Origin of the sequence: Comamonas trifloxystrobinivorans (assembly GCF_043359985.1) — a bacterium.
Classification (GTDB): Bacteria; Pseudomonadota; Gammaproteobacteria; order Burkholderiales; family Burkholderiaceae_C; genus Comamonas; species Comamonas trifloxystrobinivorans.
In genome coordinates this window covers 146,827-169,221 of the sequence record NZ_JBHZGV010000006.1, presented here as the reverse complement: position 1 = coordinate 169,221, position 22,395 = coordinate 146,827, and the positions used below count along the sequence as shown (strand labels likewise).

The window sequence follows — 22,395 nt, the reverse complement described above, 5'->3', positions numbered from 1 at the left end:
GAATCTTTCAGAAAGGGTTAGGCGATGCTACCGCCAGCAGCTTCGATCGCAGCCTTGGCACCAGCGGTGGCGCCAATGCCGTTCAGCTTCACAGCCTTGGTCAGTTCACCAGCCTTGATCACCTTGACGACCTTGGCCAGCTGACCCACCAGGCCAGCTTGCTTCAGTACCGCCAGATCCACTTCCGCAGCGCCCAGGCGCTCCAGAGCAGCCAGCGACACTTCGGCGTTGAACTTCAGCGTGGTCGACTTGAAACCGCGCTTAGGCAGACGGCGCTGCAGAGGCATTTGACCGCCTTCGAAGCCTACCTTGTGGTAGCCACCCGAACGCGACTTCTGACCCTTGTGACCGCGACCTGCAGTCTTGCCCAGACCGGAGCCGATACCGCGACCGACGCGGCGCTTGGCGTGCTTGGCACCTGCTGCAGGCTTGATGCTATTGAGTTCCATCATCAATCCTTTCAGAGAACCTTCACCAGGTAGGCGATCTTGTTAATCATGCCACGCACTTCAGGGGTGTCCTTCAGTTCGCTGATGCTGTTCAGCTTGCGCAGACCCAGACCACGCACGGTGGCGCGGTGGTCTTGCTTGGTACCAATCGGGCTACGCACCAATTGGACCTTCACAGTTTGTTGTGTAGTCATAGTGACGACTCCGATCAGGCGAACAGGTCTTCAACCGACTTGCCACGCTTTGCAGCCACTTCCGCAGGGGTCGTGGAGTTGTTCAAAGCGTCGAAAGTGGCGCGAACCATGTTGTAGGGATTCGACGAACCATGGCTCTTGGCCACGATGTCGGTGATGCCCAGAACTTCGAAAACGGCGCGCATTGGGCCGCCGGCGATGATACCGGTACCCTTGGGAGCAGGAGCCAACATCACGTTGGCAGCGCCATGGTGACCCATCACGGTGTGATGCAGGGTGCCGTTCTTGAGCGACACCTTGATCATGTTGCGACGGGCTTCTTCCATAGCCTTCTGCACGGCAGCAGGCACTTCCTTGGACTTGCCCTTGCCCATGCCAACACGGCCGTCACCGTCGCCAACCACGGTCAGTGCAGCGAAGCCGAGAATACGACCACCCTTCACAACCTTGGTGACGCGGTTGACCGCGATCATTTTTTCGCGCAAACCGTCGTCACGACCTTCGTCTTGCACTTTGGGGGAAAATTTAGCCATTTCTATCCACTCCGCTTAGAACTGCAGGCCGGCTTCGCGGGCTGCATCAGCCAGAGCCTTCACGCGGCCGTGGTATGCAAAACCTGCACGGTCGAATGCAACCTTTTCAACGCCAGCGGCCTTCGCTTTTTCAGCGATGCGCTTGCCGATGATCGTGGCTGCTGCGGTGTTGCCACCCTTGCCGGATGCACCCAGGCTGCTGCGCACTTCGGCTTCGGCCGTCGATGCGGTAGCGATCACCTTGGTGCCGTCGCCGGAAATGATGGTGGCATAGATATGGAGGTTCGTACGGTTCACCGTCAAACGCGCAACGCCTTGGTTGGCAATGCGAATACGGGTTTGCAGGGAACGACGAAGACGCTGCTCTTTCTTGTTGAACATCATGCAGCTCCTTATTTCTTCTTAGTCTCTTTGATCGTGACCTTCTCATCCGCATAACGGATGCCCTTGCCCTTGTAAGGCTCGGGAGGACGAACGGCACGAATCTCAGCTGCCAGCTGACCCACCACTTGGCGGTCAGCACCCTTGATCACCACTTCCGTAGGGGTAGGGGTGGCAACGGTGATGCCAGCAGGCATTTCAAAGTTGACTGGGTGAGAATAACCAACGCTCAGGTTCAGCTTGCTGCCAGAGGCTGCAGCCTTGTAACCCACGCCCACCAGAGACAGCTTCTTCTCGAAGCCTTTGCTCACGCCAACCACCATGTTGTTCACCAGCTGACGCATGGTGCCGCTCATGGCATTGGCTTCACGGGAGTCGTTCACGGGCTCGAAAGCCAGCTTACCGTCGTTGTTGGAAACTTTGACCAGGGCGTTAGGAGCCAGAGCCAGCGTACCGCCGGCGCCCTTCACGCTGATTTGGTCTTCCTTGATGGAGACATCCACGCCTTGGGGGATGCTCACAGGCATTTTTGCTACGCGGGACATTTCAGTATTTCTCCTTCAATGTCACGGGTTAAGCCACATAGCAAAGCACTTCACCGCCGACACCGGCAGCGCGCGCTTTACGATCGGTCATCACACCCTTGGGCGTGGTCACGATGGCAACGCCCAAGCCGTTTTGGACTTGAGGAATTGCATTGCAGCCCTTGTACACACGCAGGCCAGGACGGCTCACGCGCTCGATACGCTCGATCACAGGACGACCGGCGTAGTACTTCAAAGTAATTGCGAGTTCAGACTTGCCATCTTCGGTCTTCACGTCGAAGCCGTCGATGTAACCCTCTTCCTTCAGCACCTGGGCGATGGCAACCTTCACTTTGGAAGATGGCACCGACACGGTGGCCTTGGACACCATTTGGGCGTTGCGGATACGGGTCAGCAAGTCAGCGATTGGATCACTCATGCTCATGTTTAATCTCCTGACTGCTTACCAGCTGGCCTTCGTCACGCCAGGGATGGCGCCGACAAATGCCAGTTCACGAATCTTGGCGCGGCCCAGACCGAATTGACGGAATGTGCCACGGGGACGACCCGTGATTTCGCAACGTGCACGTTGACGGTTGGGGTTGGCATTACGAGGCAGCTTTTGCAGACCCAGACGGGCTGCATCGCGCTCTTCGTCGGTGCGCTTGCTGTCACCGGCGATAGCCTTCAGTTCTGCATACTTGGCTGCGTACTTGGCAGCCAGCTTTTCACGCTTCAGTTCGCGTTGGATCAGTGCTTGTTTAGCCATGCATCACCTCAGTTCTTGAACGGGAAGCGGAAAGCTTGCAACAAAGCCTTGGCTTCGTCGTCATTCTTCGCAGTCGTCGTAATGCTGATGTTGAGACCACGCAGTGCATCGACTTTGTCGTACTCAATTTCAGGGAAGATGATCTGTTCTTTGACGCCGATGTTGTAGTTGCCACGGCCATCAAATGCGCGGCCGGAGATACCACGGAAGTCACGCACGCGGGGCAGAGCCACGGTCACGAAACGGTCCAGGAATTCATACATCTGAACGCCACGCAGGGTCACCATGCAGCCGATAGCTTGGCCTTCGCGGATCTTGAAACCAGCGATAGCCTTCTTGGCCTTGGTCACCACAGGCTTTTGACCAGCGATCTTGGTCAGGTCAGCCACAGCGTTGTCCATCACCTTCTTGTCGGAAACGGCTTCGCTCACACCCATGTTCAGGGTGATCTTGGTCAGGCGAGGCACTTCCATGGGGGAGGTGTAGCCGAACTTCTTCATCAGTTCGGGAGCGATTTGCTCACGGTATTGTTTTTGCAGTCGTGCAACGTTTGCCATGTCTTACTCCTTAGGCTGCGATTTCAGCGCCATTGGACTTGAACACGCGAACACGTGCGCCGTCGGCGTTCACCTTGATGCCCACGCGATCAGCCTTGCCGGTTGCCGCATTGAAGATAGCCACGTTGGATTGGTGGATAGGCATGGCCTTTTCCACGATACCGCCGTTGGTGCCCTTCATGGGGTTTGGCTTGACGTGCTTCTTCACCAGGTTGATGCCTTCGATCACCAGGTGGGAGTCGTCCGAACGCAGCGTCACAACACCGCGCTTACCCTTGTCACGGCCGGTCAGCACGATAACTTCGTCGCCCTTGCGAATCTTGTTCATGGTGCTATTCCTTAGAGAACTTCAGGGGCCAGCGACACGATCTTCATGAACTTTTCAGTACGCAGTTCACGGGTCACGGGGCCAAAGATGCGGGTGCCGATAGGCTCCAGCTTGGCGTTGAGCAACACAGCGGCGTTGCCATCGAATTTAACGAGCGAACCGTCAGGACGGCGAATACCCTTAGCGGTACGCACCACCACAGCACTGTAAACCTCGCCTTTTTTGACGCGGCCACGTGGAGCAGCTTCCTTCACGCTCACCTTGATAATGTCACCAACACTCGCATAGCGACGGTGCGAACCACCCAGCACTTTGATGCACTGGACAGACTTCGCGCCGGTATTGTCGGCAACCTCGAGTCGAGATTCTGTCTGGATCATTTCAATATTCCCAACTTGCACCAGCAGACCGGACAGCCCAATAAGAATTAATCCTCATGGACAGCCAAGCAGCCAGTCAGTCTTGGGCCCGTCGTCCACATCGCGAACCATTTCGCCATGCTTCTCCTGGGCAGAAACCTCGCGCCTTAACCCAACCACCGCCTGGCGCGCGAGGCACCAATGGCGATTAAATTAAACGCGAAGCTGATGATTCTGACAGACATAGCACATCTCGTCAAGCAAGCGGCCTTGGTTCTGCCAGAATTTTCGGGTTTTACACCGGTTTTTTTGCACTGTACTGTTGCGCCAGCACCAAAAAGGCCTCCAAGGCCGGCTCGGCAATCAGTTCTTCACGCAGGATGTCAGCCACGCGCGGTGCCAGTTTGGCCGCCAGACGCGCATCCAGAAACAGCATGCGGCTGCGGCGCGCCAGCACGTCTTCTACGGTGCGCGCATATTCATAGCGCACTGCAAAGCGCACCATGCCTTCGCTGAGACTGTCGGCCAGCCAGACCGAAGCCCCTGGCAGCGCGCTCACCAGCGCGGCTTCGCCACCATAGGAGTGCATGCCCTGCGCCATGTGCATGCTGTGCTGCGAACGGCCCGACGCAGGTGCCCCCACCAGAGGCAGGTGTACCGTCACCCCGCCCGGCTTGCGCGGCAGCTCGCCGGCATTGAAGCAGGCTTCGAGCACATCTTCAGCCATGGCGCGGTAGGTGGTCCACTTGCCGCCGGTCACCGTGACCATGCCGGATTTACTGGTCAGCACCGTGTGCTCGCGGCTGATCTTCTTGGTGTTCTCGCCATCGTCGTCCTGCGGCTTGACCAGGGGACGCAGGCCCGCCCACATGCTGCGCACATCGGCCAGCGTGGGTTGGCGCGTCAGGTACTTGCCCGCTTCCGTCAGGATGAAGTTCAGCTCTTCCTCGAACGGCACCGGCTCACGTGCCAAGTCGTGACGCGGTGTATCCGTCGTGCCCAAAATCACCTTGCCCAACCAAGGCACGGCAAACAAAACGCGGCCGTCCGCCGTCTTGGGCACCAGCAAGGCATGGTCGGTCGGCAGAAACTCTCGGTCCACCACCACATGCACGCCTTGGCTGGGCGCCACCATGGGCTTGACGGGCTTGCCCAGCAGCTCGGCGTCTTGCTGGCGCAGCTGGTCAACCCAGGGCCCGGTGGCATTCACCACACAGCGGGCACGCACGGTATAGCTTTTGCCACTCTCCGCATCCTGGCACTCCAGACCTACCACACGGCCGTTTTCCTGCAGCAAACGGGTGACAGGGCAATAGTTCAGCAGCAACGCCCCCTTGGTCGCAGCAGTGCGCGCCAAAGCCAAGGCCAGGCGTGCATCATCAAACTGACCATCCCAGTACTTGACGCCGCCTTTCAAGCCCTGCGTCTGCACCGTGGGCAGCAGCTTGCGCGTCGCGCCTGCCGACAGAAATTGCGTCGATCCCAGGCCTGCCTTGCCGGCCAGCGCGTCATACATCTTCAAGCCCACGCCATAAAACGGCGTATCGAGCAGCTTGTACGAGGGCATCACAAATGCCAGCGGCTGCGCAATATGGGGCGCGTTTTGCAGCAAGGTGGTGCGCTCGTGCAGCGCCTCGCGCACCAGCGAGATATTGCCTTGCGCCAGGTAGCGCACGCCGCCATGTACCAGCTTGGTGGCCCGCGACGAGGTGCCCTTGGCAAAGTCCATTGCCTCCAGCAACACCACCTTGAAGCCGCGGGCTGCAGCATCCAGCGCAACGCCCAAACCGGTTGCTCCGCCGCCAACGACGGCCAAGTCAAACTGCTGCGCAGCGCCCAGCTGCGCCAGCAATTCGCTGCGAGAAGTGAACATGGGAGCGGTCTTGGATTCGGATGGCATGGAATTGGCCTGGCTGGATCAGAAAGTTGCAGTGGCACCCTCCGCATGAGTGGTGCCACGCCCACCAAAGCGCAGCCCGAGATATTTCGTTATTGCGCTTTTTAGCAGTAAATTTTATTCGTTTTTGATTTTTTTGTTTCGCATTTGCGCAATTACCGCTGAATTTAGCGCTATTGCACCGTGGTAATTTCGCAAAAGCTTAAGGCTTACGCATGCCAGCCTGATGACAGCCCCAGCCAGCCGCTATTCCAGTAGATCCGCCTGCAACTGGGAGCAGCCTGGGCCGCCCGCCTGCCCAGCCACCCGCTTTTGCACTATATTTGCGAGAGTTTTCGTTTTCATTCGTTTCAGCCCATGACGGTGCTCCCCAACACCAACCCCCGCCAGCTCCGCTTGCTCAGCGAGGTGCAGCAGCGCCAATCGGTCACGGTCGACGAGCTGGCCCATCTTCTGGGCGTCACCTTGCAAACCGTGCGCCGCGATGTGCAACGCCTGGCCGATGCAGGCGTGCTGTCACGCTTTCATGGCGGTGTGCGACTCCCCAGCTCCACCACCGAGAACCTGGCCCACACGCAGCGCGAATCGCTGCATGCCGACGGCAAAGCGCGCATTGCCAAAGCGGTGGCGGCGCAAGTGCCCAACAACTGCTCGCTGATCCTGAACATTGGCACCACCACCGAGGCCATTGCGCGCGCGCTGATGCAGCACCGCGGCCTGCGCGTCATCACCAACAACCTGAACGTGGCGGCCACGCTCAGCAGCAACAGCGATTGCGAAGTGATCGTGGCCGGCGGCGTGGTGCGCGGGCGGGACCGCGGCATCATCGGCGAAGCGGCGGTGGATTTCATCCGCCAGTTCCGCGTCGACATTGCGCTGATCGGCATCTCGGGCATCGAGTCAGACGGCAGCCTGCGCGATTTCGACTTTCGCGAAGTGAAGGTGGCGCAAACCATCATGGAACAGGCGCGCGAAGTGTGGATGGCGGCCGACCACAGCAAATTTGGCCGACCAGCGATGGTCGAAGTGGGGCCGCTCTCGCGCCTGGACCGCCTGTTCACCGACGAGCCGCCGCCCGAACCTTTTCCGCGCCTGCTGCAAGACGCCAATGTGCGTTGCACGGTGGCTTGATTCCGGTAAAAATTTCAGCCAAAACCGGCTTTGGCGCACCCGCACAAAGTGCCCCAAAAGCCGCCATTGATATAGCACCCCGGCGCAAGCCGGCTGATGGATATGACCTACTTGCTCGCCCTCGACCAGGGCACCTCCAGCTCCCGCAGCATTGTGTTTGACGCCCGTGGCAGCATCGTCGCCATGGCCCAGCAAGAGCTGCCGCAAATCTACCCGCGCCCCGGCCATGTGGAGCACGATCCGCTGCAGATCTGGGGCACGCAACTGGCAACAGCTCGCGAAGCCTTGAAGAACGCCCGCATCAGCGCCAGCCAGATCACCTCGCTCGGCATCACCAACCAGCGTGAAACCACCGTGGTCTGGAACCGCAAAACCGGCCAACCTATCCACAACGCCCTGGTCTGGCAAGACCGCCGCGCCGAACCCGTCTGCGCCCAATTGCGCGCCGATGGCCATGCGGCCACCATCCAGCAAAAAACCGGTTTACTGGTCGATGCCTATTTCTCGGCCACCAAGCTGCAATGGCTGCTGGACAACGTGGCCGGCGCCCGCGCAGCGGCCGAGCGCGGTGAACTCGCTTTTGGCACGGTCGACACCTGGCTGGTATGGCAGCTGACCGGCGGCCAGCGCCATGTCACTGACGTGAGCAACGCCAGCCGCACCATGCTCTTCAACGTGCATAGCAACCAGTGGGACGAAGAGCTGCTGGCCTTGCTGCGCATCCCGCGCTCGCTGATGCCCGAAGTACAGCCCTCGGCCAGCCATTTTGGCGATACCACGGCAGACTTTTTGGGAGCGCCCATCCACATTGGCGGCATGGCCGGCGACCAGCAAAGCGCCCTCTTCGGCCAGGCCTGCTTCCAGGCCGGCATGGCCAAAAACACCTACGGCACCGGCTGCTTCATGCTGATGCACACCGGCGACAAGTTCCAGACATCGCGCAACGGCCTGCTCACCACCAGCGCCGCACAAGCCACGGCCCAGCCGCAGTTTGCGCTGGAAGGCAGCGTGTTTGTCGGCGGCGCCGTCGTGCAGTGGCTGCGCGATGGCCTGCAAGCCATCGAACACAGCGGTCAGGTGCAGCAACTGGCTGAATCCGTGCCCGACAGCGGCGGCGTGATGATGGTGCCCGCCTTCACCGGCCTGGGCGCGCCGTACTGGAACGCTGATGCCCGCGGCACCATCACCGGCCTGACACGCGGCACCACCATCGCCCACATTGCACGCGCCGCGCTCGAATCCATTGCCTACCAAAGCGCCGCCCTCTTGCAAGCCATGAGCCGCGACGCCGTCGCCAACGGCGGCCAGCCCGTGAGCGAACTGCGCGTGGACGGCGGCGCCTGCGTCAACAACCTCTTGATGCAGTTCCAGGCCGATCTGCTGGGCATCCCCGTGGTGCGCCCCGCCTGCGTGGAAACCACCGCCCTGGGCGCCGCCTACTTGGCGGGCCTCGCCACCGGCGTCTACCAAAGCACCGAAGAGCTCTCCGCCCTGTGGAAAGCCGAACGCCGCTTTGTCCCCACCTTGGACAAAGCCCGCGCCGACGCCCTGATGGCCCGCTGGGAACAAGCCGTGCGGCAAGCTACGGCGGTGTAACAGGTCGTTTGCCACGTTGGTGGCACGCCAGCAGAGGATGCCCGACGGCATCCTTTTTTGTTTGCAACCCAGTGCGCTTTAAGCCACGCAGCCCAGCGGGCTGCAGGCCCAAAATCTGCATGCAATTACCCCGCTCCGGGTTAGTCCCGATTCGCAGCCATTGCATCATATATTCTAATATATATGAAACAGAAACCCGCTGAGGGCGGGAGCTGATCAAGCTGCGTCTACCTCGTGTACTGCAGCTTTTTCAGAAAATTGTTTCGTATATGTTTCTGTGTACGTTACAAATCTGTTTTGATTCCTGTGTTTTATTTGAAAGATAAGTTCCATGCTCTACTACTTCGCCTACTGCACCTGGCTCAACGACCCTGAGATCCGCCGTTACTGGCCCACCGTCAAAGCCATTACCAAGGGCCATGCAGCCAACCACCGTCTGCAATTCCACGCCGCCGCCGATCGCAAGGACCGTGGCTGGTGCCACCTCAATGGCGTGTCTGATGCCCACGGCGTCAATGCGCTGGGCGTGGTGTTTGAACACGAGCCGCACCAGTTCAACGAAGACTACGACGACTTTGAGCGTTTCTTCCTCACCGTCCATGGCGATGACGGCAAGGCTTATGACTGCTGGACCTACCGCCTGACCAACCCCGGCATGGCCATGCGTCCGCCCAACTTTTACTGGCAGCATATTCCGGACGGCCTGACAGCCTGGAACTTCCCGCAGGCCTATATCGATTCGGTCCAGGCCACCTTCGATGCCGCTGCCGAGTGCCCGCGCGCCGATCGCCCCAACCCATCGGCCATTCCAGGCAAATCGGCCGAGAGCCGCTAACCCGCTTAGCCGCTCCAGCTCCCAGAGCCCACCCGCCCCTCTTTGAAGGATGTCACCATGCGTTTTCTTACGCCTTTTTCCCGTCGCCTGCTGCTGTCGCTGGCTTGTGCCGCACCGTTCGCCGCGTTAGCCCAAACTACCACCAGCTTGCCAGCGGACGTGCAGGCAGCACTGCCCGCTGAGATCAAGGCCCGTGGGACACTGCGAGTGGGCTCACAGCAGACCTTTCCGCCGATTGAATTTCGCGAGGCCGGCAAAAGCGAAGTCACCGGCGCCAGCCGCGATTTGCTGGCCGAAGTGGCCAAGCGCCTGAACCTCAAGCTCGAGTTCATTCAGGCCGAGTATTCGGCACTGATCCCGGGCCTGGAAGCCGACCGCTTCGACCTCGCCTCAGGCGGTATCAGCGATACCGAAGAGCGCGAGCAGAAGGTCGACTTCGTCAACTACATGTTCTCGGGAGCCAGCATCCTGGTCCTCGCCAACAACAGCGCCAAGCTGGAAACCATCGACGATTTTTGCGGCAAAAGCGTCGCCACCTTGCTCGGCAGCCGCGTGATCATGACCCAGGTCGAAGCCGCCTCCGAGCGCTGCGTCAAAGCGGGCAAGTCCACGATCCGCTCCGAGCAACTGCCCTCGGCGCCCGATGCCCGGATGCAGCTCGACCTGCGCCGGGTCGACGGCTATCTTGGTGACTTTCCCGCCCTCGTCTACATGGGCCAGCAGTTCCCCGGACGCTACAAGCTGGTCGGCGGCAACTACATGCTGACTTCCTACATCACCAGCTGGGGTTTCGCCAAGAACCGCAGCGGCCTGCGCGATGCAGTGCAAAAAGCGACGCAATCCATGATGGATGACGGCAGCTACCAGAAGCTGCTCGACAAGTGGGGCGTCAGCGGCGCCGCACTGCCGGCCATCAGCGTCAACCTGCCAGCGACCAAACGCAACAAGTAATCCACCAGGGCTGCATGCAGCCCTGTGCGCACCATGCGCCAGCGATTCATTCCTACCGGAGCTTTCTCTGTGACTCCCGCAACTTCTGTCATTTCTACCACCGCACCCGCTGGCACTGCGGCGCCACAACGTGTGGTGCATCGGCGCTCCTGGGGGCCATGGGCCTTTGCCATCGTGGTCGTGCTGGCGCTGGCCTTGCTGCTCAAGGCTGCCATCGCCTCCAAGGTCATGAACCTGGGGATTTTTCTGGAGTATCTGTTCAGCGAACTGGTGCTCGCCGGCGCCGTCAACTCGTTGATGCTCGGCACTATCGCCATGTTCCTGGCCGCTGCCGTCGGCCTGGTTGCCGCACTCATGCGCGTGAGCGGCAACCCGGTGCTCACTGCCATCTCCTCGACCTACATCTACCTGTTTCGCGGCACACCGATGCTGATCCAGCTGATCTTCTGGTTCAACGCCTTCCCGATCATGTTTCCGCAGCTCTACATCGCGATTCCATTCACCAACTGGGTGCTGCTCGATATCCAGATGACCCATGTGATCACCCCGCATGTGGCAGCCCTCATTGGCCTGAGCCTGGCCGAGGGCGCTTACATGGCCGAGATCATCCGAGGTGGCTTCATGGCAGTGGACAACGGCCAGCGCGATGCTGCACGCGCCATCGGCATGTCCAACAGTTTGCTGATGCGTAAGGTGGTGATTCCGCAAGCGGCGCGCATCATCGTGCCAACAGCAGGCAACCAATACATCTTGCTGCTCAAGTCCACCTCGCTGGCATCTGCCATCGGCTATCTGGAGTTGTTGCGCATCTCCACCGATATCTACGCCTCCAACTTCCACGTGGTCGAATTGCTGGCCGTGGCTGGCTTCTGGTACCTGGTGATGACCGCCTTTGCCACTGCCGTGCAAACGGCACTGGAGAAACTCTTTCCCCACCGCTGAGCCTCACCATGCCCACTTCTGTCTCTCCTACCATCGACCTGATGGGGGTCACGAAATTCCGTGGCAGCCAGTGCGTACTGCGCAATGTCACCGCTTCCATCCCGCGTGGCCAGGTCGTGGCCGTGCTGGGCCCCTCCGGGGCGGGAAAATCTACCTTGCTGCGTTGCGTCAACCACCTCGAAACCATTGACGGCGGCAAGATCGTCGTCGAAGGTGACACCATCGGCTACCGTGAGCGCGGTGATGTGCTCTACGAGCTCAGCGACCACGACAGCAGTCTGCAGCGGCGCAAGACCGGCATGGTGTTCCAGAGCTTCAACCTGTTTCGCCACATGACGGTGCTCGACAACGTCATGTCCGGTCCGCTGAGCGTACTGCGTCGCCCCAAAGCCGAAGTGCGCACGCAAGCACTGGCATTGTTGCGACGAGTAGGCTTGGAAGAAAAGGCCGGTGTCTACCCCAACCAGCTCTCGGGCGGTCAGCAACAGCGCGTGGCCATTGCCCGCGCCTTGGCGATGGAGCCCTCGGTGATGCTGCTCGACGAGCCCACCAGTGCCCTCGATCCCGAGCTCGCTCAGGAGGTGGTCGCCGTCATCCGTCGCTTGGCCGAGGACGGCATCACCATGATGATGGCCACGCACGAGATGTCGCTGGCTCGCGATTTTGCCGACCGCGTGCTGTTCATGGTCAACGGCGAAATCGTCGAAGACGTCACCCCAGCACGCCAGTTCTTCTCCGCGCCGGCCAGCGAACGCGGCCGCCAGTTTCTTGCCCACCACCTGGCCCATTGAAAGGCCTCAAGACCTATGCTGATGCACTCTACCGCCACCACCCCGTTCCGCCAACTGCACCATGTCTGCATCGTCGTGCACGACCTGCAAAAGGCAGTCGCCTACTACGAAAGCCTGGGCATGGGCCCTTGGTTCGACTATCCCAAAGGCCAGGCCTACGTGGCCTTTGACGTACCTAACCCGGAGGCCTCGGCCGAGATGCGCTACAAATGCCTGGACCTGGACAATTTCCAGCTCCAGCTATGCCAACCCTCCATGCTAGACTCGCCGCAACGTAGATTTCTCGACACCCACGGCGAAGGCGTGTACCACCTGGGATTCGAAGTTCCTGATTGCGACCAGGCCGAAGCACAGGCACAACAGTCCGGCGTCGGCATCACGGCCCGCGGCCGCCGCGCCGACCAATCCGGTTTCAGCTACTTTGACACCCGAGCTGGTGCCGGCGTGGTGCTCGAAGTCCGTAAGACCGCAGCCTGAACCGCGCTGAAAAGCTTTCACCGATGTGCCTCCAACACCCGCTACAGCCATGACGCCGAATCGTCCAGCCACTGCCTCCATTGCCACCGATATCTACCAGCTGCTGCGCGACAAAATTCTGTCGCACGAAGCCAAACCAGGCGACCGCATGGTCGAAGACGAGATCTGTGAGCGCCTGTCGGCCGGCCGCACGCCCGTACGCGAAGCCCTGCTACGCCTGCAAGGCGAAGGCCTCGTCACGCGCAGCCGTGGCTGGGTTGTAGGCACCGGTGCGCCGCTGGCGTTTCGCAGCATCTTCGAAGGCCGTATGGCCATCGAAGGCTATGCCACCCGCTTGGCCGCCGAGCGATCCACACCCGAAACCGTGGCCGAACTGCGCTCCCTGCTCCAGCAAATGGATGCGGCCGAAGCGATCTCGCGCAGCGAAGTCAACCGCCTCAACCAAATCTTCCACCGCCGTCTGGTGGCCCTATCCGAGAACCCGTATTTCGTCGAGCAGCACGCACGAACCCAGTTCCACTACTGGAGCCTGCGCCTGCCGGTGATTTTTGCGCAAGACCAGTTGTCTCATTCGGCAGTGCAGCACCTGGAGATTCTCGAAGCGGTAGAGCGGCACGACGGCGATCTGGCGGAAAAGCTCACGCGCGAGCACATCGCATCTACGATGCGCATCGTGGCCGACGCACTGGGCGAGCGCTGAACCCGACAGAACGCAGACCATGGCGCACCTCGCACTCTGGATTCTGCGCACGGGCTGCAGCCACCTGTTTGCGGGTGCGCTGCTGCAGCTTGCCGAGCCCGCATCTGCTAATGGCACTTGGCGCGCTGGTGACGACGTGCTGATCGAGTTCTCCGACCAAACCCAAGGCCATGGACAACTGTCTGCTGCAACGGGCCCAGACTGGCTGCTGCGGCTGGCAGCGCGTCAAACGGCGCGCGGCAGCTCGATAGCTGCCCAGATCTGGTTGCTGCAGGCACACAGCACGCCGCACACTTGGCGCGCACTGCGACCGCCTGTCACCTTCACTCCACCCTAAGCCACTTTGAGGTCGTGATGTCCTCGTCTCCCGCTACAGGTATCTTCTTGCTAGTGGCATCCATGGGCGCTTTTTCGCTGTCGGATGCGTTGGTCCAATACGCAGGTTCCAGCCTGCCTCCGGCCCAATTGGCATGGCTGCGCTACAGCTTGCTGCTGCTGACCGTACTGCCCCTGCTGGCCCGCCAACCGCGCCTATGGCGTTCGTCAAGACCTTGGGTGCAAGTGGGCCGAGCATTGGGCTTGGTTGGCTCCGCGCTGCTGTTTTTGCAAGGGCTCAAATCACTGCCCATTGCCGATGCAACAGCCCTCGTTTTTGCCTCACCGCTGTATGTGACCGTGCTGTCTGTATTACTGCTGCGCGAGCCCTTCAGCCTGATCCGAGCCATACCGGTACTGATGGGATTTGTAGGCGTACTCATCATTGCCCTACCCGGCCAGATGCAGTTCAACCCTGCTGTGCTCTACCCCATGTCCTCATCCCTGGGATGGGCCGCTGCCGTCATCTGCACGCGCCTGCTAGGCAATAGCGATTCAGCCATCACCACCATGCTGTACTCCTCGGCGTTGGGGGTGGTGGTGCTGACTCCGCCCAGTGGAACAGCCCAGCTCGCAGCGGTCATCGCGCATTGGCCTGCATTGCTTGCCATGGCCGCCTGTTGGTGCGCTGCGCAATGGTTGGTAGTCTTGGCTTACCGCCATGCGCCACCGGCATCCATTGCCCCATTTTCGTATTCACAGCTGTTGTGGGCCGGCTTGCTGGGGTGGGCCTTGTTCGGCCATCTGCCCAGCACACGCACAGCGATCGGTATGGCCTTGATCCTGGTCAGCGGCTGCTTGGCAGCCTGGATGACGCGTCGCAGCGTCACAAACCCGGCTGGCCATGGCGACAAACAAAGTGCTACCAAACCATGTTGAAAACCAACCATTCCCAAGGATGCGCTAAGTGAACACCAGCGCGCCCTTTGCCGTTTCAAGCCCGCGCTTATTCCGCGTTATCCCCACCCAGCAGCGCCTTGTAGATCAGCGCGCCGATGATGGCGCCCACAATGGGTGCCAGCCAGAACAGCCACAGCTGCTCCAGCGCAATCGCCGGGCCGAACAGCGCGGGGCCGGTGCTGCGTGCGGGGTTGACCGAGGTGTTGGTCACGGGGATGGAGATCAGGTGAATCAGTGTCAGGCACAAGCCGATGCTCATGCCGGCAAAACCGACCGCTGCCTTTTTAGTGGTGGAGTCCAAAATCACCAGCAGGAACACCGCCGTCAGCACGACTTCGGTCACCAGGGCCGCCACCAGATTGAACTTGCCGGGCGAATGCTCGCCATAGCCGTTGGTCGCCAAGTCAGTGACATTGGCGCCCGCCTTGCCCGTGGCAATCAGGTACAGCGCCGCACCGGCCGCAATGGCGCCCAGCACCTGGGCGATGATGTAGCCCGGCAACACGCCCCATTGAAAGCGCCCGGCCGTCGCCAGCCCCACCGACACCGCCGGGTTGAAGTGACCGCCCGAAACCGGGCCAAATGCGTAGGCACCGGTCAGCACCGTCAGGCCGAAAGCAAAGGACACGCCCAAGAGGCCGATACCGACTTGCGGAAAAGCTGCCGCCAGCACCGCGCTGCCGCAGCCCCCAAAGGTGAGCCAGAATGTGCCCAAAAACTCTGCCGACCACTTTTGCATCTTCGTCGCCATGCGATGTAACCCCTTTTGATAAAACATTGGCATGCGCAGCACAGTCCGATTGCACCCGCCGCGCCGTTCAAGACCATGTTAGAAATTCCGTGTGTCAGGCAACATCGGGGCAATGTGAACAATTTCCTCCGCCCCAGCAAGACTCTGATGCACTGCAGCAGATGAACCACAACCCCGATTCCCTACGCGCCCGCCAGCACTCTTGGCTGCTTGCCGGGCTTTTGGCCAGCGCGCTGGCTTTGGGCTGTGCCCAGCGAACGCCGCCAGCACCCAATGCAACCGCGCCTGCAGCGGCTGCACCGCCAGCCTGCAGCGCCAACAGCGCGCCCAGTTTTCGCTTGCTCGGCGAAGTGCGCTGGGGGCTGGATATGCAGTTTGGCGGCGTGCCGGTGGGCGGGCTCTCCTCCATCGACTACAACGCGGCAGACGGCAGCTATTACCTGGTCAGCGATGACCGCTCTGCCCACGACAGCGCGCGGCTGTATCGCGCCAGCATTCGTTACGACGCAGACGGCCTGCACCAAGTGCAGCTGGAGCAAGCGGTGTATTTGGGCGCGCCCGATGGGCAGCACTACGCCAACCAGCGCAACGCACGCACAGGCATTGCCGTGCCCGACCCCGAGGCGCTGCGCGTGCTGCCCGGCAGCCACCGTTTGGTGTGGAGCAGCGAAGGCGATTTCTCACGCGGCTTTGGGCCGGAGCTGAACGAGGCAAGCCTGGATGGCCGCTGGCTGCGCCCCTGGCCGCTGCCCCAGCATTTGCAACTGCCCAGCGGTGACGCCAGCCGCACCGGCCCGCGCAACAACATGACGTTGGAAGGCATGGCCATCAGCGAAGACCAGCACCGGCTGTGGCTCGCCATGGAAGGCGCCTTGAAGCAAGACGGCCCGTTGCCCGCCCGAGGCCGCGAAGGCGGGCCGGTGAGGATCACCGAGTACGACATCGCCACACGCCAGCCCTTGCGCCAGATCGCCTATGTGCCCGATGCGCTGCCGCCCGACAATTTCACGCTGCCGCTGCTGGCGGTGAACGGCGTCAGCGAAATCCTGGCCGATGGCCCCGACCACCTGCTGGTGCTGGAGCGCTCTTATGTGCTGGGCAGCGGGTTTTCGGTGCGGCTGTACCGCATCGCGACCAACACCGATCCAAGCAAGAGCGGCGCCAGTAATACCTTGGACGTGGATATGCTAGTGCCCGGCCAGTTCCAGCCCGCTGCCAAAGAACTGCTGTTCGACGCCGCGCAGCTCGGTCTCCAAACGGTGGACAACATCGAAGGCATGACCTGGGGCCCGCGCCTGCCCAGCGGCGAGCGCGTGCTGCTGCTGGTGAGCGACAACAACTTCAACCCCGCCGAGGTGACGCAGTTCGTAGCGCTGGCGCAAAACGGTTGTACACATTGATACATGGCAAGGCCTGGCTTTTGGCCAGGTTCTGAGTCTTGGCACCCGCTGCTGAACGGTCGCCGGAGGGGGTCTGACCACCGGCGCGCCCGCAGAAAACCCCGGACGCGCGTGCTACGCGGGCTTGCCCAAGGAGCGCTGGCGCTCCGACGCCTGCAACTCCTTGCGCGTGTGGTCGATGTGGTCGCGCAGCAAGCTCACCACCAACTCCGCATCGCCAGCGCGGCAGGCTTCTAGCAAGGCGTAGTGGTCGCGCATGGGCCGCTCCAGGCCCGTGGCCTCCGACATGGCAAGGTGTGTGTAGCGGTCGGTGTTGAGGCAGAACTCTTCAATCAATTGGCGCAGCCGTGCGTTGTTGGCAGGCGCACAGATGGCCCGGTGGAACTGGCGGTTGTATTCAGCCCACTCGTTCAGCGAATCCGAGGCAGCGTAGTCCGCCAGGATCTGCTCCATGGTCTCGAAATCGCGTTGCACCATGTTGGGCACCGCCAGACGTGCAGCATGGCACTCCAGCGCAATGCGGATATCGAGCAACTCACACAACTGGGTCATGCTCATCCCGGCCACCACGGCCCGGCGGTTGGGCTGGTGCACCACCAGGCCTTCGGCTTCCAGCTGGCGCAACGCTTCTCGCACAGGAATGCGGCTGGCGTTGAAGCGCTCGGCCAAGGCGTCCTGGCGCAGCTCTTGGCCAGCTTGCAATTCACCGCTGAGGATGTCATGGCGCAGGGCCTCTCGGATGTGGTGGTGCAGCGCCCGGGGCGCTGAAGTGTGGGGCTTCATGGCACCTTATTGGATCAGATTTTGTGCGCAGGGTTTCTCCTTACTTGCTGTTTTGGATCCAATTAAATACATTTGTATCCAATTACTAATCATTCGGATATTACGAAGTGCTGAACCAGCACTTTCTGGCTTTTTCAACACCCCCTGAGAAGGAACTCCCATGTCTTTGACCCGCCGCCAAATCTCCACTGCTGCAGCGCTTGCGCTGGGCCTTGCCGCCGCCCTGCCCGCCAGCGCGCAGGAAACCATCAACATGGGGGCCGTGCTCTCGCTGACCGGCGCCAACGCTACCGTCGGCGAAGACGTGCGCCGAGCCGTGGCCTTGGCGGTGGAGAAGGTCAATGCCGACGGTGGCGTGCTGGGCAAAAAGTTCAACGTCATCGTGGAAGACTCGGGCGGCAATGCCACCACGGCATTGAACGCGGCACGCAAACTGGTCAGCGTGGACAAGGTGCCTGTGGTGATCGGCGAGTACTCCTCGGGCATCACGTTGCCGATGGCGCAGTACCTGGTCAAAGAAGGCGTGGCGCATATCAATATCGCCAGCACCAGCGTCAAGGTGCGCGAGCTGGGGGCCTCGTCCTTCAACCTCATCGGGCTGGAAGACAAGGGCAACCAGTTCTCGTCCAAGGACGTCTGGGATCTGGGCATGCGCAACGTGGTGATGATTGCACCCAACAATGCCTATGGCCAGGGCGTGGTGCACGGGTTCAAACAAGAATTTGAAAAGCTGGGCGGCAAGGTGGTGGCCGAGGCGCTGTACACCGCCGGCCAATCCACCTACCGCCGCGAGCTGCAACAGTTGGCACGCTCGAACCCCGATGGCTTCATCTACACCGCTTACGGCCAGGAGTCTGCCGTCATCAACCGGGAAGCCATGGAGCTGGGCCTGCGCGCGAAGCCGTTCTATGCCATTTTGTTCTCGATGAGCCTGTCGGACACGCCCCCTGAAATCGCCAAGGGCCAGATCGGCATGGAAGTGGGCAGCGTCTACGGCGCCGCCGGCAAAGCCTATGCCGATGCCTTTGCCGCCAAGCACAAAGAAGGCATCAAGACCTCCTACACCGGCTATGCCTATGACGCGGTGCTGATGACCGCGGCCGCCATGAACAAGGCCAAATCCACCGACACCGCCGCGGTGCAGGCCGCCCTCAAAGAGATCGGCAAAGGAGGCTATGTGGGCGTGACCGGCCCCGTGGTGCTGGATGCAGAGCGCCAGCGCGTTGACCCGCCATACGCCAAGCTCAAGTACGAGGACAAGATCGTCCCCCGTTAAAGCCGCTGCTGCCACTGTTGCCGCCCAGGGTTGAGTCAGCGCACGGTGATTCGCCACCGTGTTGCTGCACTGCGGCTTGTTCGGGCGCCCAACGCCTGCGGGCCGGCAGGCCGATCTTGGTCGGCCGCGCCGGCTTGCCCCTTGCGTGCTCCGTCACCATGCGCTGGCAGCCTTCCTCCTTCCGCTCCCATCCCCTCCCATGCTTCAACTGCTCTTTGACACGCTGTTGCGTGCTTCAGACCTCGCGCTCATCGCCCTGGGGCTGAGCACCGTCTACGGCCTGGTCAAGTTTCCCAACATCGCCCATGTGCAATACGCCATGCTGGGCGCATACGCCAGCTACGGCATCTTTTCGCTGGGTGCTCCTTTGCCCGTCGCCATCGCGCTGGCCAGTGTGCTGACCGGATTGGTCACACTGGCGCTGCACTTGCTGGTCTTTCGTCGCCTGCTGCGCGCGGGCCCTGCCATCACCATGATCGGCTCGCTGGCCGTGGCCATGCTGGTGGTGGCGTTTGCGCAAGGTTTTGCCGGCTCATTTCCGCGCATGTTCAACTTGCCGATCACCGAGCCGGTCCTCATCGGCGGCGTGCGCCTGTCGCACACCCAGATCGCATCGATGGCCACCACCACCGTGCTGCTGATCTTGTTCAGCCTGCTGCTGTTTTTCACCCGCACCGGCCGCGCCATGCGGGCTTTGTCCACCAACCCGGCTCTCGCTGCTGCATCCGGTCTCAATGCCGAAGGCATCACCCGCCTGGTCAACTTTGCCAGCGGCGCCATTGCCGGCCTCGGCGGCAGTGTGCTGGCGCTGTCCACGGGTGCGCACATCAACCTGGGGCACGACTTGCTGCTGCCCGTGTTTGCTGCGGCCATTCTGGGCGGCCTGGGCAATCCACTGGGCGCGGTATTGGGTGCATTGCTGATCGCCCTCACCGAGACACTGGTGACCAACCTCAATTTCGGCCCCTTGCTGGGCAAATCCATGGCGTTTCTGCCGGTCTCCTACATCAGCGCAGGCTCCTTCCTGATCTTGTTGCTGGCGCTGCTGTTCAAACCCTATGGTCTGTTCGACCGGGAGGTACGCCGTGTTTGATTTCCTCATCTCCACGCTCACGGTGGCGGGCATCTACGGCCTCATGGCGCTGGGCCTGAACCTGCAAGCCGGCGTCAGCGGCCTGCTCAACTTTGGTCATATTGCCTTTGCCGGCATAGGCGCTTACGGCACCGGCATTGCCATTCAGGCTGGATGGCCGCCCTTGGCGGGTACGGCCTGCGGAATGCTGGTTGCCATGGCGCTGGGCTGGTGCATGGCCCGCCTGGGGCGCCAATTGGGCGCCGACTACTGGGGCATCGCCACCTTGGCCATTGCCGAGATATTGCGCACCATCGCCACCAATGAAGACTGGCTCACCGGCGGCGCCAACGGCATCGCCGGCATCCCCTCGCTGTTCGACGGTCTGGGCCGCCCCTGGAGCGCACTGGCCTTTTTGGCTGTGGTGCTGGTGGTGCTCGCTGCTTTCGCCTGGCTCTGCCAGCGCCTGACCATCGGCCGTTTTGGCCGGGCACTGCGCCTGATGCGGGAAGAGCCTCAGCTGGCCGTGTGCATGGGCTATGACCTGCGCCAGCTCAAATCGCACGCCATCATGGCGGGCGCAGCCGTGACGGCCTTGGGCGGGTCACTGTACGCGCACTACATGAGCTTTGCCGGCCCCGACTACATGATCGCGTCCGAGACCTTCCTGCTCTGGACCATGCTGATGATCGGCGGCCTGGGCAATACGCTGGGCGTGCTCACCGGCGTGGTACTGGTGCAAGCGGCCTACGCCCTGGTGCCGTTTGCCAAGGACCATTTCCAGTTCAGCTCCGATCTGGCAGGCGCCGTGCGCCTGGGCCTGATTGGCGCCATCCTCCTGGCTTGCCTGCTGTGGCGCAGCCAGGGTCTCATCCCCGAAAAGCTGCGCAAAATCCCATGACTACCGCATTCCTCGAAGTCCACTCTGTGGCCAAAGCCTTCGGCGGCAACCAGGTGCTCGAAGACATCAGCGTGCACATCGCGCCCGGCGAAATCGTCGGTCTGCTAGGCCCCAACGGCTCGGGTAAAAGCACGCTGCTCAATGTCATCACCGGCTTCACGCCGGCCGATGCCGGCACCGTGCATTTCGCCGGCCAGCGCATTGACCGCATGCCCGCGCACCGCATTGTGCAAACCGGAATGGCGCGCACCTTTCAACTGCCATCCATGCCCACCAAGATGTCTGTCATGGAAGTGGCCATGGCAGCGGCCACTGCGCACCACGGCGTGTTCGATACGCTGCTGGGCACCGCTGGCGCACGCGCCACCGAACGCCAGGCGCGCGATGACGCAGAACGCCTGCTCGGCGAGCTGCTGCTGACCCCCGTGCGTGATCTGCCAGCCTCGGCCATCTCCGGAGGGCAGAAAAAGCTGCTGGGCATCGTCTGCGCACTGATGGCCAAGCCACGCATGCTGCTGCTCGACGAGCCCACCGCCGGCGTGCACCCCAACCTGCGCCGCGACATCGTCACTGCACTGCAGCGCCTCAACGCCCAGGGCATGAGCCTGGTGATCGTGGAACACGACATGCACTTCATCCGCGATGTCTGCACCCGTTGCGTGGTGCTCGACCGCGGCCATATCGTAGCCAGCTGCCGCCCCGACGAGCTGGCCAGCAACGAGCGCGTCCTGCAGGCCTATCTGGGCTCTGCCGGCGCCCAGCCTTTGAAAGCAGAGAGCGCCTCATGATCGAGATCGACAACGTGGTGGCGGGCTACACCGCCGAAATAGATATCTTGCGCAAAATGAGCTTGCAGGTGCAAGCGTCGGAGATCGTCACCTTGCTGGGCCCCAACGGCTGCGGCAAGAGCACGCTGCTCAAGACCATTGCCGGCTTCCTGCTGCCGCGCAGCGGGCGCGTGCAATTGCGTGGCGAAGATGTCTCGCAGATCCCGGTGCACCGCAAAATACGCCATTGCAGCCTGGGCTTTGTGCCGCAGACCGACAACGTCTTCAGCGCCCTGACCATCCGCGAAAACCTGCAGGTCGGTGGCAGCTTCATGAGCAAAAGCGACTGCCAGCGCCGCATGCAAGAGCTGTGCACGCTCTACCCGATTCTGGCCAAGAAGTATGATGCGCGCGCTGCCTCCATGTCCGGGGGCGAGCGGCAGATTCTGGCGCTCGCCCGTGCGCTCATGCCCAGGCCCGAGATTTTGCTGCTCGACGAGCCCTCCGCCGGCCTTTCACCCAAGGTCTTGCACGAGGTCTTTGACGCCATCGTCCATGTGCGCAACCAGGAACGCGTGACCATCTTGATGGTGGAGCAAAACGCCATGGAAGCCTTGCGCATTTCCGACCGTGCCTACGTGCTGTCCATGGGCGCCGTCGCTCTGACCGGGCGTGCCGATGCACTGCTGCAGGACGAGAAGGTGCGGGAGCTTTACCTGGGCGGACGCAGCGCAAATTAAAACAGCGACAATAGCC

At 61.5% G+C, this 22,395-nt stretch carries 29 protein-coding genes; 16 read left to right on the top strand and 13 right to left on the bottom strand.

The window, feature by feature from the left end:
• Positions 1 to 17: 17 nt before the first annotated feature.
• From rplO to ACFIQF_RS08580, 11 genes are all read right to left on the bottom strand, one after another.
• Entirely contained in the window at positions 18 to 449 is a 432-nt protein-coding gene (gene rplO, locus ACFIQF_RS08630) for a 50S ribosomal protein L15 (RefSeq protein ID WP_184705467.1), read from the bottom strand.
• 11 nt (positions 450 to 460) lie between these two features.
• Positions 461 to 643 carry a 50S ribosomal protein L30 gene (gene rpmD / locus ACFIQF_RS08625; RefSeq protein ID WP_066475638.1) on the bottom strand — a complete coding sequence of 61 codons (183 nt, stop codon included), beginning with the start codon at positions 641 to 643 and terminating at the stop codon, positions 461 to 463.
• Positions 644 to 657: 14 nt separating this feature from the next.
• Positions 658 to 1,176, bottom strand: a complete 519-nt coding sequence (gene rpsE, locus ACFIQF_RS08620; protein ID WP_393941962.1) for a 30S ribosomal protein S5 — start codon at positions 1,174 to 1,176, stop codon at positions 658 to 660.
• Between the two features lie 15 nt (positions 1,177 to 1,191).
• Positions 1,192 to 1,557, bottom strand: coding sequence for a 50S ribosomal protein L18 (gene rplR / locus ACFIQF_RS08615; protein WP_393942161.1), 366 nt, complete (start codon positions 1,555 to 1,557; stop codon positions 1,192 to 1,194).
• A gap of 11 nt (positions 1,558 to 1,568) precedes the next feature.
• Positions 1,569 to 2,102 carry a 50S ribosomal protein L6 gene (rplF, locus tag ACFIQF_RS08610; protein ID WP_393941960.1) on the bottom strand — a complete coding sequence of 178 codons (534 nt, stop codon included), beginning with the start codon at positions 2,100 to 2,102 and terminating at the stop codon, positions 1,569 to 1,571.
• 28 nt (positions 2,103 to 2,130) lie between these two features.
• Entirely contained in the window at positions 2,131 to 2,526 is a 396-nt protein-coding gene (gene rpsH, locus ACFIQF_RS08605) for a 30S ribosomal protein S8 (protein WP_393941958.1), read from the bottom strand.
• Positions 2,527 to 2,544: 18 nt separating this feature from the next.
• A complete protein-coding gene (gene rpsN, locus ACFIQF_RS08600) occupies positions 2,545 to 2,850 on the bottom strand; it encodes a 30S ribosomal protein S14 (RefSeq protein ID WP_393941957.1) in 306 nt (101 codons plus the stop codon).
• 8 nt (positions 2,851 to 2,858) lie between these two features.
• The gene (gene rplE / locus ACFIQF_RS08595) at positions 2,859 to 3,407 is read right to left on the bottom strand and encodes a 50S ribosomal protein L5 (RefSeq protein ID WP_184705455.1); all 549 of its coding nucleotides are present in this window, start codon (positions 3,405 to 3,407) and stop codon (positions 2,859 to 2,861) included.
• A 10-nt stretch (positions 3,408 to 3,417) separates the two neighbouring features.
• Positions 3,418 to 3,735, bottom strand: a complete 318-nt coding sequence (gene rplX, locus ACFIQF_RS08590) for a 50S ribosomal protein L24 (RefSeq protein WP_393941954.1) — start codon at positions 3,733 to 3,735, stop codon at positions 3,418 to 3,420.
• A gap of 11 nt (positions 3,736 to 3,746) precedes the next feature.
• Positions 3,747 to 4,115, bottom strand: a complete 369-nt coding sequence (gene rplN / locus ACFIQF_RS08585; protein ID WP_393941953.1) for a 50S ribosomal protein L14 — start codon at positions 4,113 to 4,115, stop codon at positions 3,747 to 3,749.
• Positions 4,116 to 4,389: 274 nt separating this feature from the next.
• Positions 4,390 to 5,994: a glycerol-3-phosphate dehydrogenase/oxidase gene (locus ACFIQF_RS08580; RefSeq protein ID WP_393941951.1), complete on the bottom strand. Its 1,605-nt coding sequence runs from the start codon at positions 5,992 to 5,994 to the stop codon at positions 4,390 to 4,392.
• 354 nt (positions 5,995 to 6,348) lie between these two features.
• Between ACFIQF_RS08580 and ACFIQF_RS08575 the strand changes: the two genes are divergently transcribed.
• From ACFIQF_RS08575 to ACFIQF_RS08530, 10 genes are all read left to right on the top strand, one after another.
• Positions 6,349 to 7,122: a DeoR/GlpR family DNA-binding transcription regulator gene (locus ACFIQF_RS08575; RefSeq protein ID WP_393941949.1), complete on the top strand. Its 774-nt coding sequence runs from the start codon at positions 6,349 to 6,351 to the stop codon at positions 7,120 to 7,122.
• Positions 7,123 to 7,224: 102 nt separating this feature from the next.
• The gene (gene glpK, locus ACFIQF_RS08570) at positions 7,225 to 8,718 is read left to right on the top strand and encodes a glycerol kinase GlpK (RefSeq protein ID WP_393942159.1); all 1,494 of its coding nucleotides are present in this window, start codon (positions 7,225 to 7,227) and stop codon (positions 8,716 to 8,718) included.
• A gap of 331 nt (positions 8,719 to 9,049) precedes the next feature.
• The gene (locus ACFIQF_RS08565; RefSeq protein WP_393941947.1) at positions 9,050 to 9,553 is read left to right on the top strand and encodes a gamma-glutamylcyclotransferase family protein; all 504 of its coding nucleotides are present in this window, start codon (positions 9,050 to 9,052) and stop codon (positions 9,551 to 9,553) included.
• Between the two features lie 57 nt (positions 9,554 to 9,610).
• Positions 9,611 to 10,504, top strand: coding sequence for an ABC transporter substrate-binding protein (locus ACFIQF_RS08560; protein WP_393941945.1), 894 nt, complete (start codon positions 9,611 to 9,613; stop codon positions 10,502 to 10,504).
• Positions 10,505 to 10,573: 69 nt separating this feature from the next.
• Positions 10,574 to 11,446, top strand: a complete 873-nt coding sequence (locus ACFIQF_RS08555; protein WP_393941943.1) for an amino acid ABC transporter permease — start codon at positions 10,574 to 10,576, stop codon at positions 11,444 to 11,446.
• An 8-nt stretch (positions 11,447 to 11,454) separates the two neighbouring features.
• The gene (locus ACFIQF_RS08550; RefSeq protein WP_393941941.1) at positions 11,455 to 12,237 is read left to right on the top strand and encodes an amino acid ABC transporter ATP-binding protein; all 783 of its coding nucleotides are present in this window, start codon (positions 11,455 to 11,457) and stop codon (positions 12,235 to 12,237) included.
• A gap of 21 nt (positions 12,238 to 12,258) precedes the next feature.
• Positions 12,259 to 12,714, top strand: a complete 456-nt coding sequence (locus tag ACFIQF_RS08545; RefSeq protein WP_393941939.1) for a VOC family protein — start codon at positions 12,259 to 12,261, stop codon at positions 12,712 to 12,714.
• A gap of 49 nt (positions 12,715 to 12,763) precedes the next feature.
• Entirely contained in the window at positions 12,764 to 13,414 is a 651-nt protein-coding gene (locus tag ACFIQF_RS08540) for a GntR family transcriptional regulator (protein WP_393941937.1), read from the top strand.
• A gap of 19 nt (positions 13,415 to 13,433) precedes the next feature.
• The gene (locus tag ACFIQF_RS08535; protein WP_393941936.1) at positions 13,434 to 13,751 is read left to right on the top strand and encodes a hypothetical protein; all 318 of its coding nucleotides are present in this window, start codon (positions 13,434 to 13,436) and stop codon (positions 13,749 to 13,751) included.
• 17 nt (positions 13,752 to 13,768) lie between these two features.
• Entirely contained in the window at positions 13,769 to 14,668 is a 900-nt protein-coding gene (locus ACFIQF_RS08530; protein ID WP_393941935.1) for a DMT family transporter, read from the top strand.
• Between the two features lie 67 nt (positions 14,669 to 14,735).
• Here ACFIQF_RS08530 and aqpZ read toward each other — a convergent pair whose 3' ends face one another.
• Positions 14,736 to 15,440 (bottom strand): aquaporin Z, encoded by a 705-nt coding sequence (gene aqpZ, locus ACFIQF_RS08525; protein ID WP_393941933.1) that lies wholly within the window; start codon positions 15,438 to 15,440, stop codon positions 14,736 to 14,738.
• Positions 15,441 to 15,601: 161 nt separating this feature from the next.
• On the opposite strand from aqpZ, the gene ACFIQF_RS08520 reads away from it, so the two are divergent.
• Entirely contained in the window at positions 15,602 to 16,840 is a 1,239-nt protein-coding gene (locus tag ACFIQF_RS08520; protein WP_393941932.1) for an esterase-like activity of phytase family protein, read from the top strand.
• Positions 16,841 to 16,954: 114 nt separating this feature from the next.
• On the opposite strand, the gene ACFIQF_RS08515 is transcribed toward ACFIQF_RS08520, so the two are convergent.
• Complete coding sequence (locus ACFIQF_RS08515; RefSeq protein ID WP_393941930.1) at positions 16,955 to 17,623, bottom strand: GntR family transcriptional regulator; 669 nt, start codon at positions 17,621 to 17,623, stop codon at positions 16,955 to 16,957.
• Positions 17,624 to 17,783: 160 nt separating this feature from the next.
• Here ACFIQF_RS08515 and ACFIQF_RS08510 point away from each other — a divergent pair, with 160 nt between their 5' ends.
• From ACFIQF_RS08510 to ACFIQF_RS08490, 5 genes are all read left to right on the top strand, one after another.
• The gene (locus tag ACFIQF_RS08510; RefSeq protein ID WP_393941929.1) at positions 17,784 to 18,899 is read left to right on the top strand and encodes an ABC transporter substrate-binding protein; all 1,116 of its coding nucleotides are present in this window, start codon (positions 17,784 to 17,786) and stop codon (positions 18,897 to 18,899) included.
• Positions 18,900 to 19,098: 199 nt separating this feature from the next.
• Entirely contained in the window at positions 19,099 to 19,992 is an 894-nt protein-coding gene (locus tag ACFIQF_RS08505; protein WP_393941927.1) for a branched-chain amino acid ABC transporter permease, read from the top strand.
• On the top strand, positions 19,985 to 20,872 hold the full coding sequence (locus tag ACFIQF_RS08500; RefSeq protein ID WP_393941925.1) for a branched-chain amino acid ABC transporter permease: 888 nt from the start codon (positions 19,985 to 19,987) through the stop codon (positions 20,870 to 20,872). The genes ACFIQF_RS08505 and ACFIQF_RS08500 overlap by 8 nt, the downstream gene beginning before the upstream one ends.
• A complete protein-coding gene (locus ACFIQF_RS08495; RefSeq protein WP_393941924.1) occupies positions 20,869 to 21,660 on the top strand; it encodes an ABC transporter ATP-binding protein in 792 nt (263 codons plus the stop codon). Before ACFIQF_RS08500 ends, ACFIQF_RS08495 begins: the two co-directional genes overlap by 4 nt.
• The gene (locus ACFIQF_RS08490) at positions 21,657 to 22,379 is read left to right on the top strand and encodes an ABC transporter ATP-binding protein (protein ID WP_393941922.1); all 723 of its coding nucleotides are present in this window, start codon (positions 21,657 to 21,659) and stop codon (positions 22,377 to 22,379) included. Before ACFIQF_RS08495 ends, ACFIQF_RS08490 begins: the two co-directional genes overlap by 4 nt.
• The last annotated feature ends 16 nt before the right edge of the window (positions 22,380 to 22,395 follow it).

Bases quoted from the DNA above. Each gene is read 5' to 3' on its own strand.
- glpK (WP_393942159.1), top strand. From the start codon at position 7,225: ATGACCTACTTGCTCGCCCTCGACCAGGGCACCTCCAGCTCCCGCAGC.
- ACFIQF_RS08575 (WP_393941949.1), top strand. From the start codon at position 6,349: ATGACGGTGCTCCCCAACACCAACCCCCGCCAGCTCCGCTTGCTCAGC.
- rplR (WP_393942161.1), bottom strand. From the start codon at position 1,557: ATGTTCAACAAGAAAGAGCAGCGTCTTCGTCGTTCCCTGCAAACCCGT.
- ACFIQF_RS08550 (WP_393941941.1), top strand. From the start codon at position 11,455: ATGCCCACTTCTGTCTCTCCTACCATCGACCTGATGGGGGTCACGAAA.
- ACFIQF_RS08530 (WP_393941935.1), top strand. From the start codon at position 13,769: ATGTCCTCGTCTCCCGCTACAGGTATCTTCTTGCTAGTGGCATCCATG.
- ACFIQF_RS08510 (WP_393941929.1), top strand. From the start codon at position 17,784: ATGTCTTTGACCCGCCGCCAAATCTCCACTGCTGCAGCGCTTGCGCTG.
- ACFIQF_RS08540 (WP_393941937.1), top strand. From the start codon at position 12,764: ATGACGCCGAATCGTCCAGCCACTGCCTCCATTGCCACCGATATCTAC.
- rplX (WP_393941954.1), bottom strand. From the start codon at position 3,735: ATGAACAAGATTCGCAAGGGCGACGAAGTTATCGTGCTGACCGGCCGT.
- ACFIQF_RS08490 (WP_393941922.1), top strand. From the start codon at position 21,657: ATGATCGAGATCGACAACGTGGTGGCGGGCTACACCGCCGAAATAGAT.
- rpmD (WP_066475638.1), bottom strand. From the start codon at position 643: ATGACTACACAACAAACTGTGAAGGTCCAATTGGTGCGTAGCCCGATT.
- rpsE (WP_393941962.1), bottom strand. From the start codon at position 1,176: ATGGCTAAATTTTCCCCCAAAGTGCAAGACGAAGGTCGTGACGACGGT.
- aqpZ (WP_393941933.1), bottom strand. From the start codon at position 15,440: ATGGCGACGAAGATGCAAAAGTGGTCGGCAGAGTTTTTGGGCACATTC.
- ACFIQF_RS08545 (WP_393941939.1), top strand. From the start codon at position 12,259: ATGCACTCTACCGCCACCACCCCGTTCCGCCAACTGCACCATGTCTGC.
- ACFIQF_RS08560 (WP_393941945.1), top strand. From the start codon at position 9,611: ATGCGTTTTCTTACGCCTTTTTCCCGTCGCCTGCTGCTGTCGCTGGCT.
- ACFIQF_RS08495 (WP_393941924.1), top strand. From the start codon at position 20,869: ATGACTACCGCATTCCTCGAAGTCCACTCTGTGGCCAAAGCCTTCGGC.
- ACFIQF_RS08520 (WP_393941932.1), top strand. From the start codon at position 15,602: ATGAACCACAACCCCGATTCCCTACGCGCCCGCCAGCACTCTTGGCTG.
- ACFIQF_RS08535 (WP_393941936.1), top strand. From the start codon at position 13,434: ATGGCGCACCTCGCACTCTGGATTCTGCGCACGGGCTGCAGCCACCTG.
- ACFIQF_RS08515 (WP_393941930.1), bottom strand. From the start codon at position 17,623: ATGAAGCCCCACACTTCAGCGCCCCGGGCGCTGCACCACCACATCCGA.
- ACFIQF_RS08505 (WP_393941927.1), top strand. From the start codon at position 19,099: ATGCTTCAACTGCTCTTTGACACGCTGTTGCGTGCTTCAGACCTCGCG.
- ACFIQF_RS08580 (WP_393941951.1), bottom strand. From the start codon at position 5,994: ATGCCATCCGAATCCAAGACCGCTCCCATGTTCACTTCTCGCAGCGAA.
- rplF (WP_393941960.1), bottom strand. From the start codon at position 2,102: ATGTCCCGCGTAGCAAAAATGCCTGTGAGCATCCCCCAAGGCGTGGAT.
- rpsN (WP_393941957.1), bottom strand. From the start codon at position 2,850: ATGGCTAAACAAGCACTGATCCAACGCGAACTGAAGCGTGAAAAGCTG.
- rplO (WP_184705467.1), bottom strand. From the start codon at position 449: ATGGAACTCAATAGCATCAAGCCTGCAGCAGGTGCCAAGCACGCCAAG.
- ACFIQF_RS08565 (WP_393941947.1), top strand. From the start codon at position 9,050: ATGCTCTACTACTTCGCCTACTGCACCTGGCTCAACGACCCTGAGATC.
- rplN (WP_393941953.1), bottom strand. From the start codon at position 4,115: ATGATCCAGACAGAATCTCGACTCGAGGTTGCCGACAATACCGGCGCG.
- rplE (WP_184705455.1), bottom strand. From the start codon at position 3,407: ATGGCAAACGTTGCACGACTGCAAAAACAATACCGTGAGCAAATCGCT.
- rpsH (WP_393941958.1), bottom strand. From the start codon at position 2,526: ATGAGCATGAGTGATCCAATCGCTGACTTGCTGACCCGTATCCGCAAC.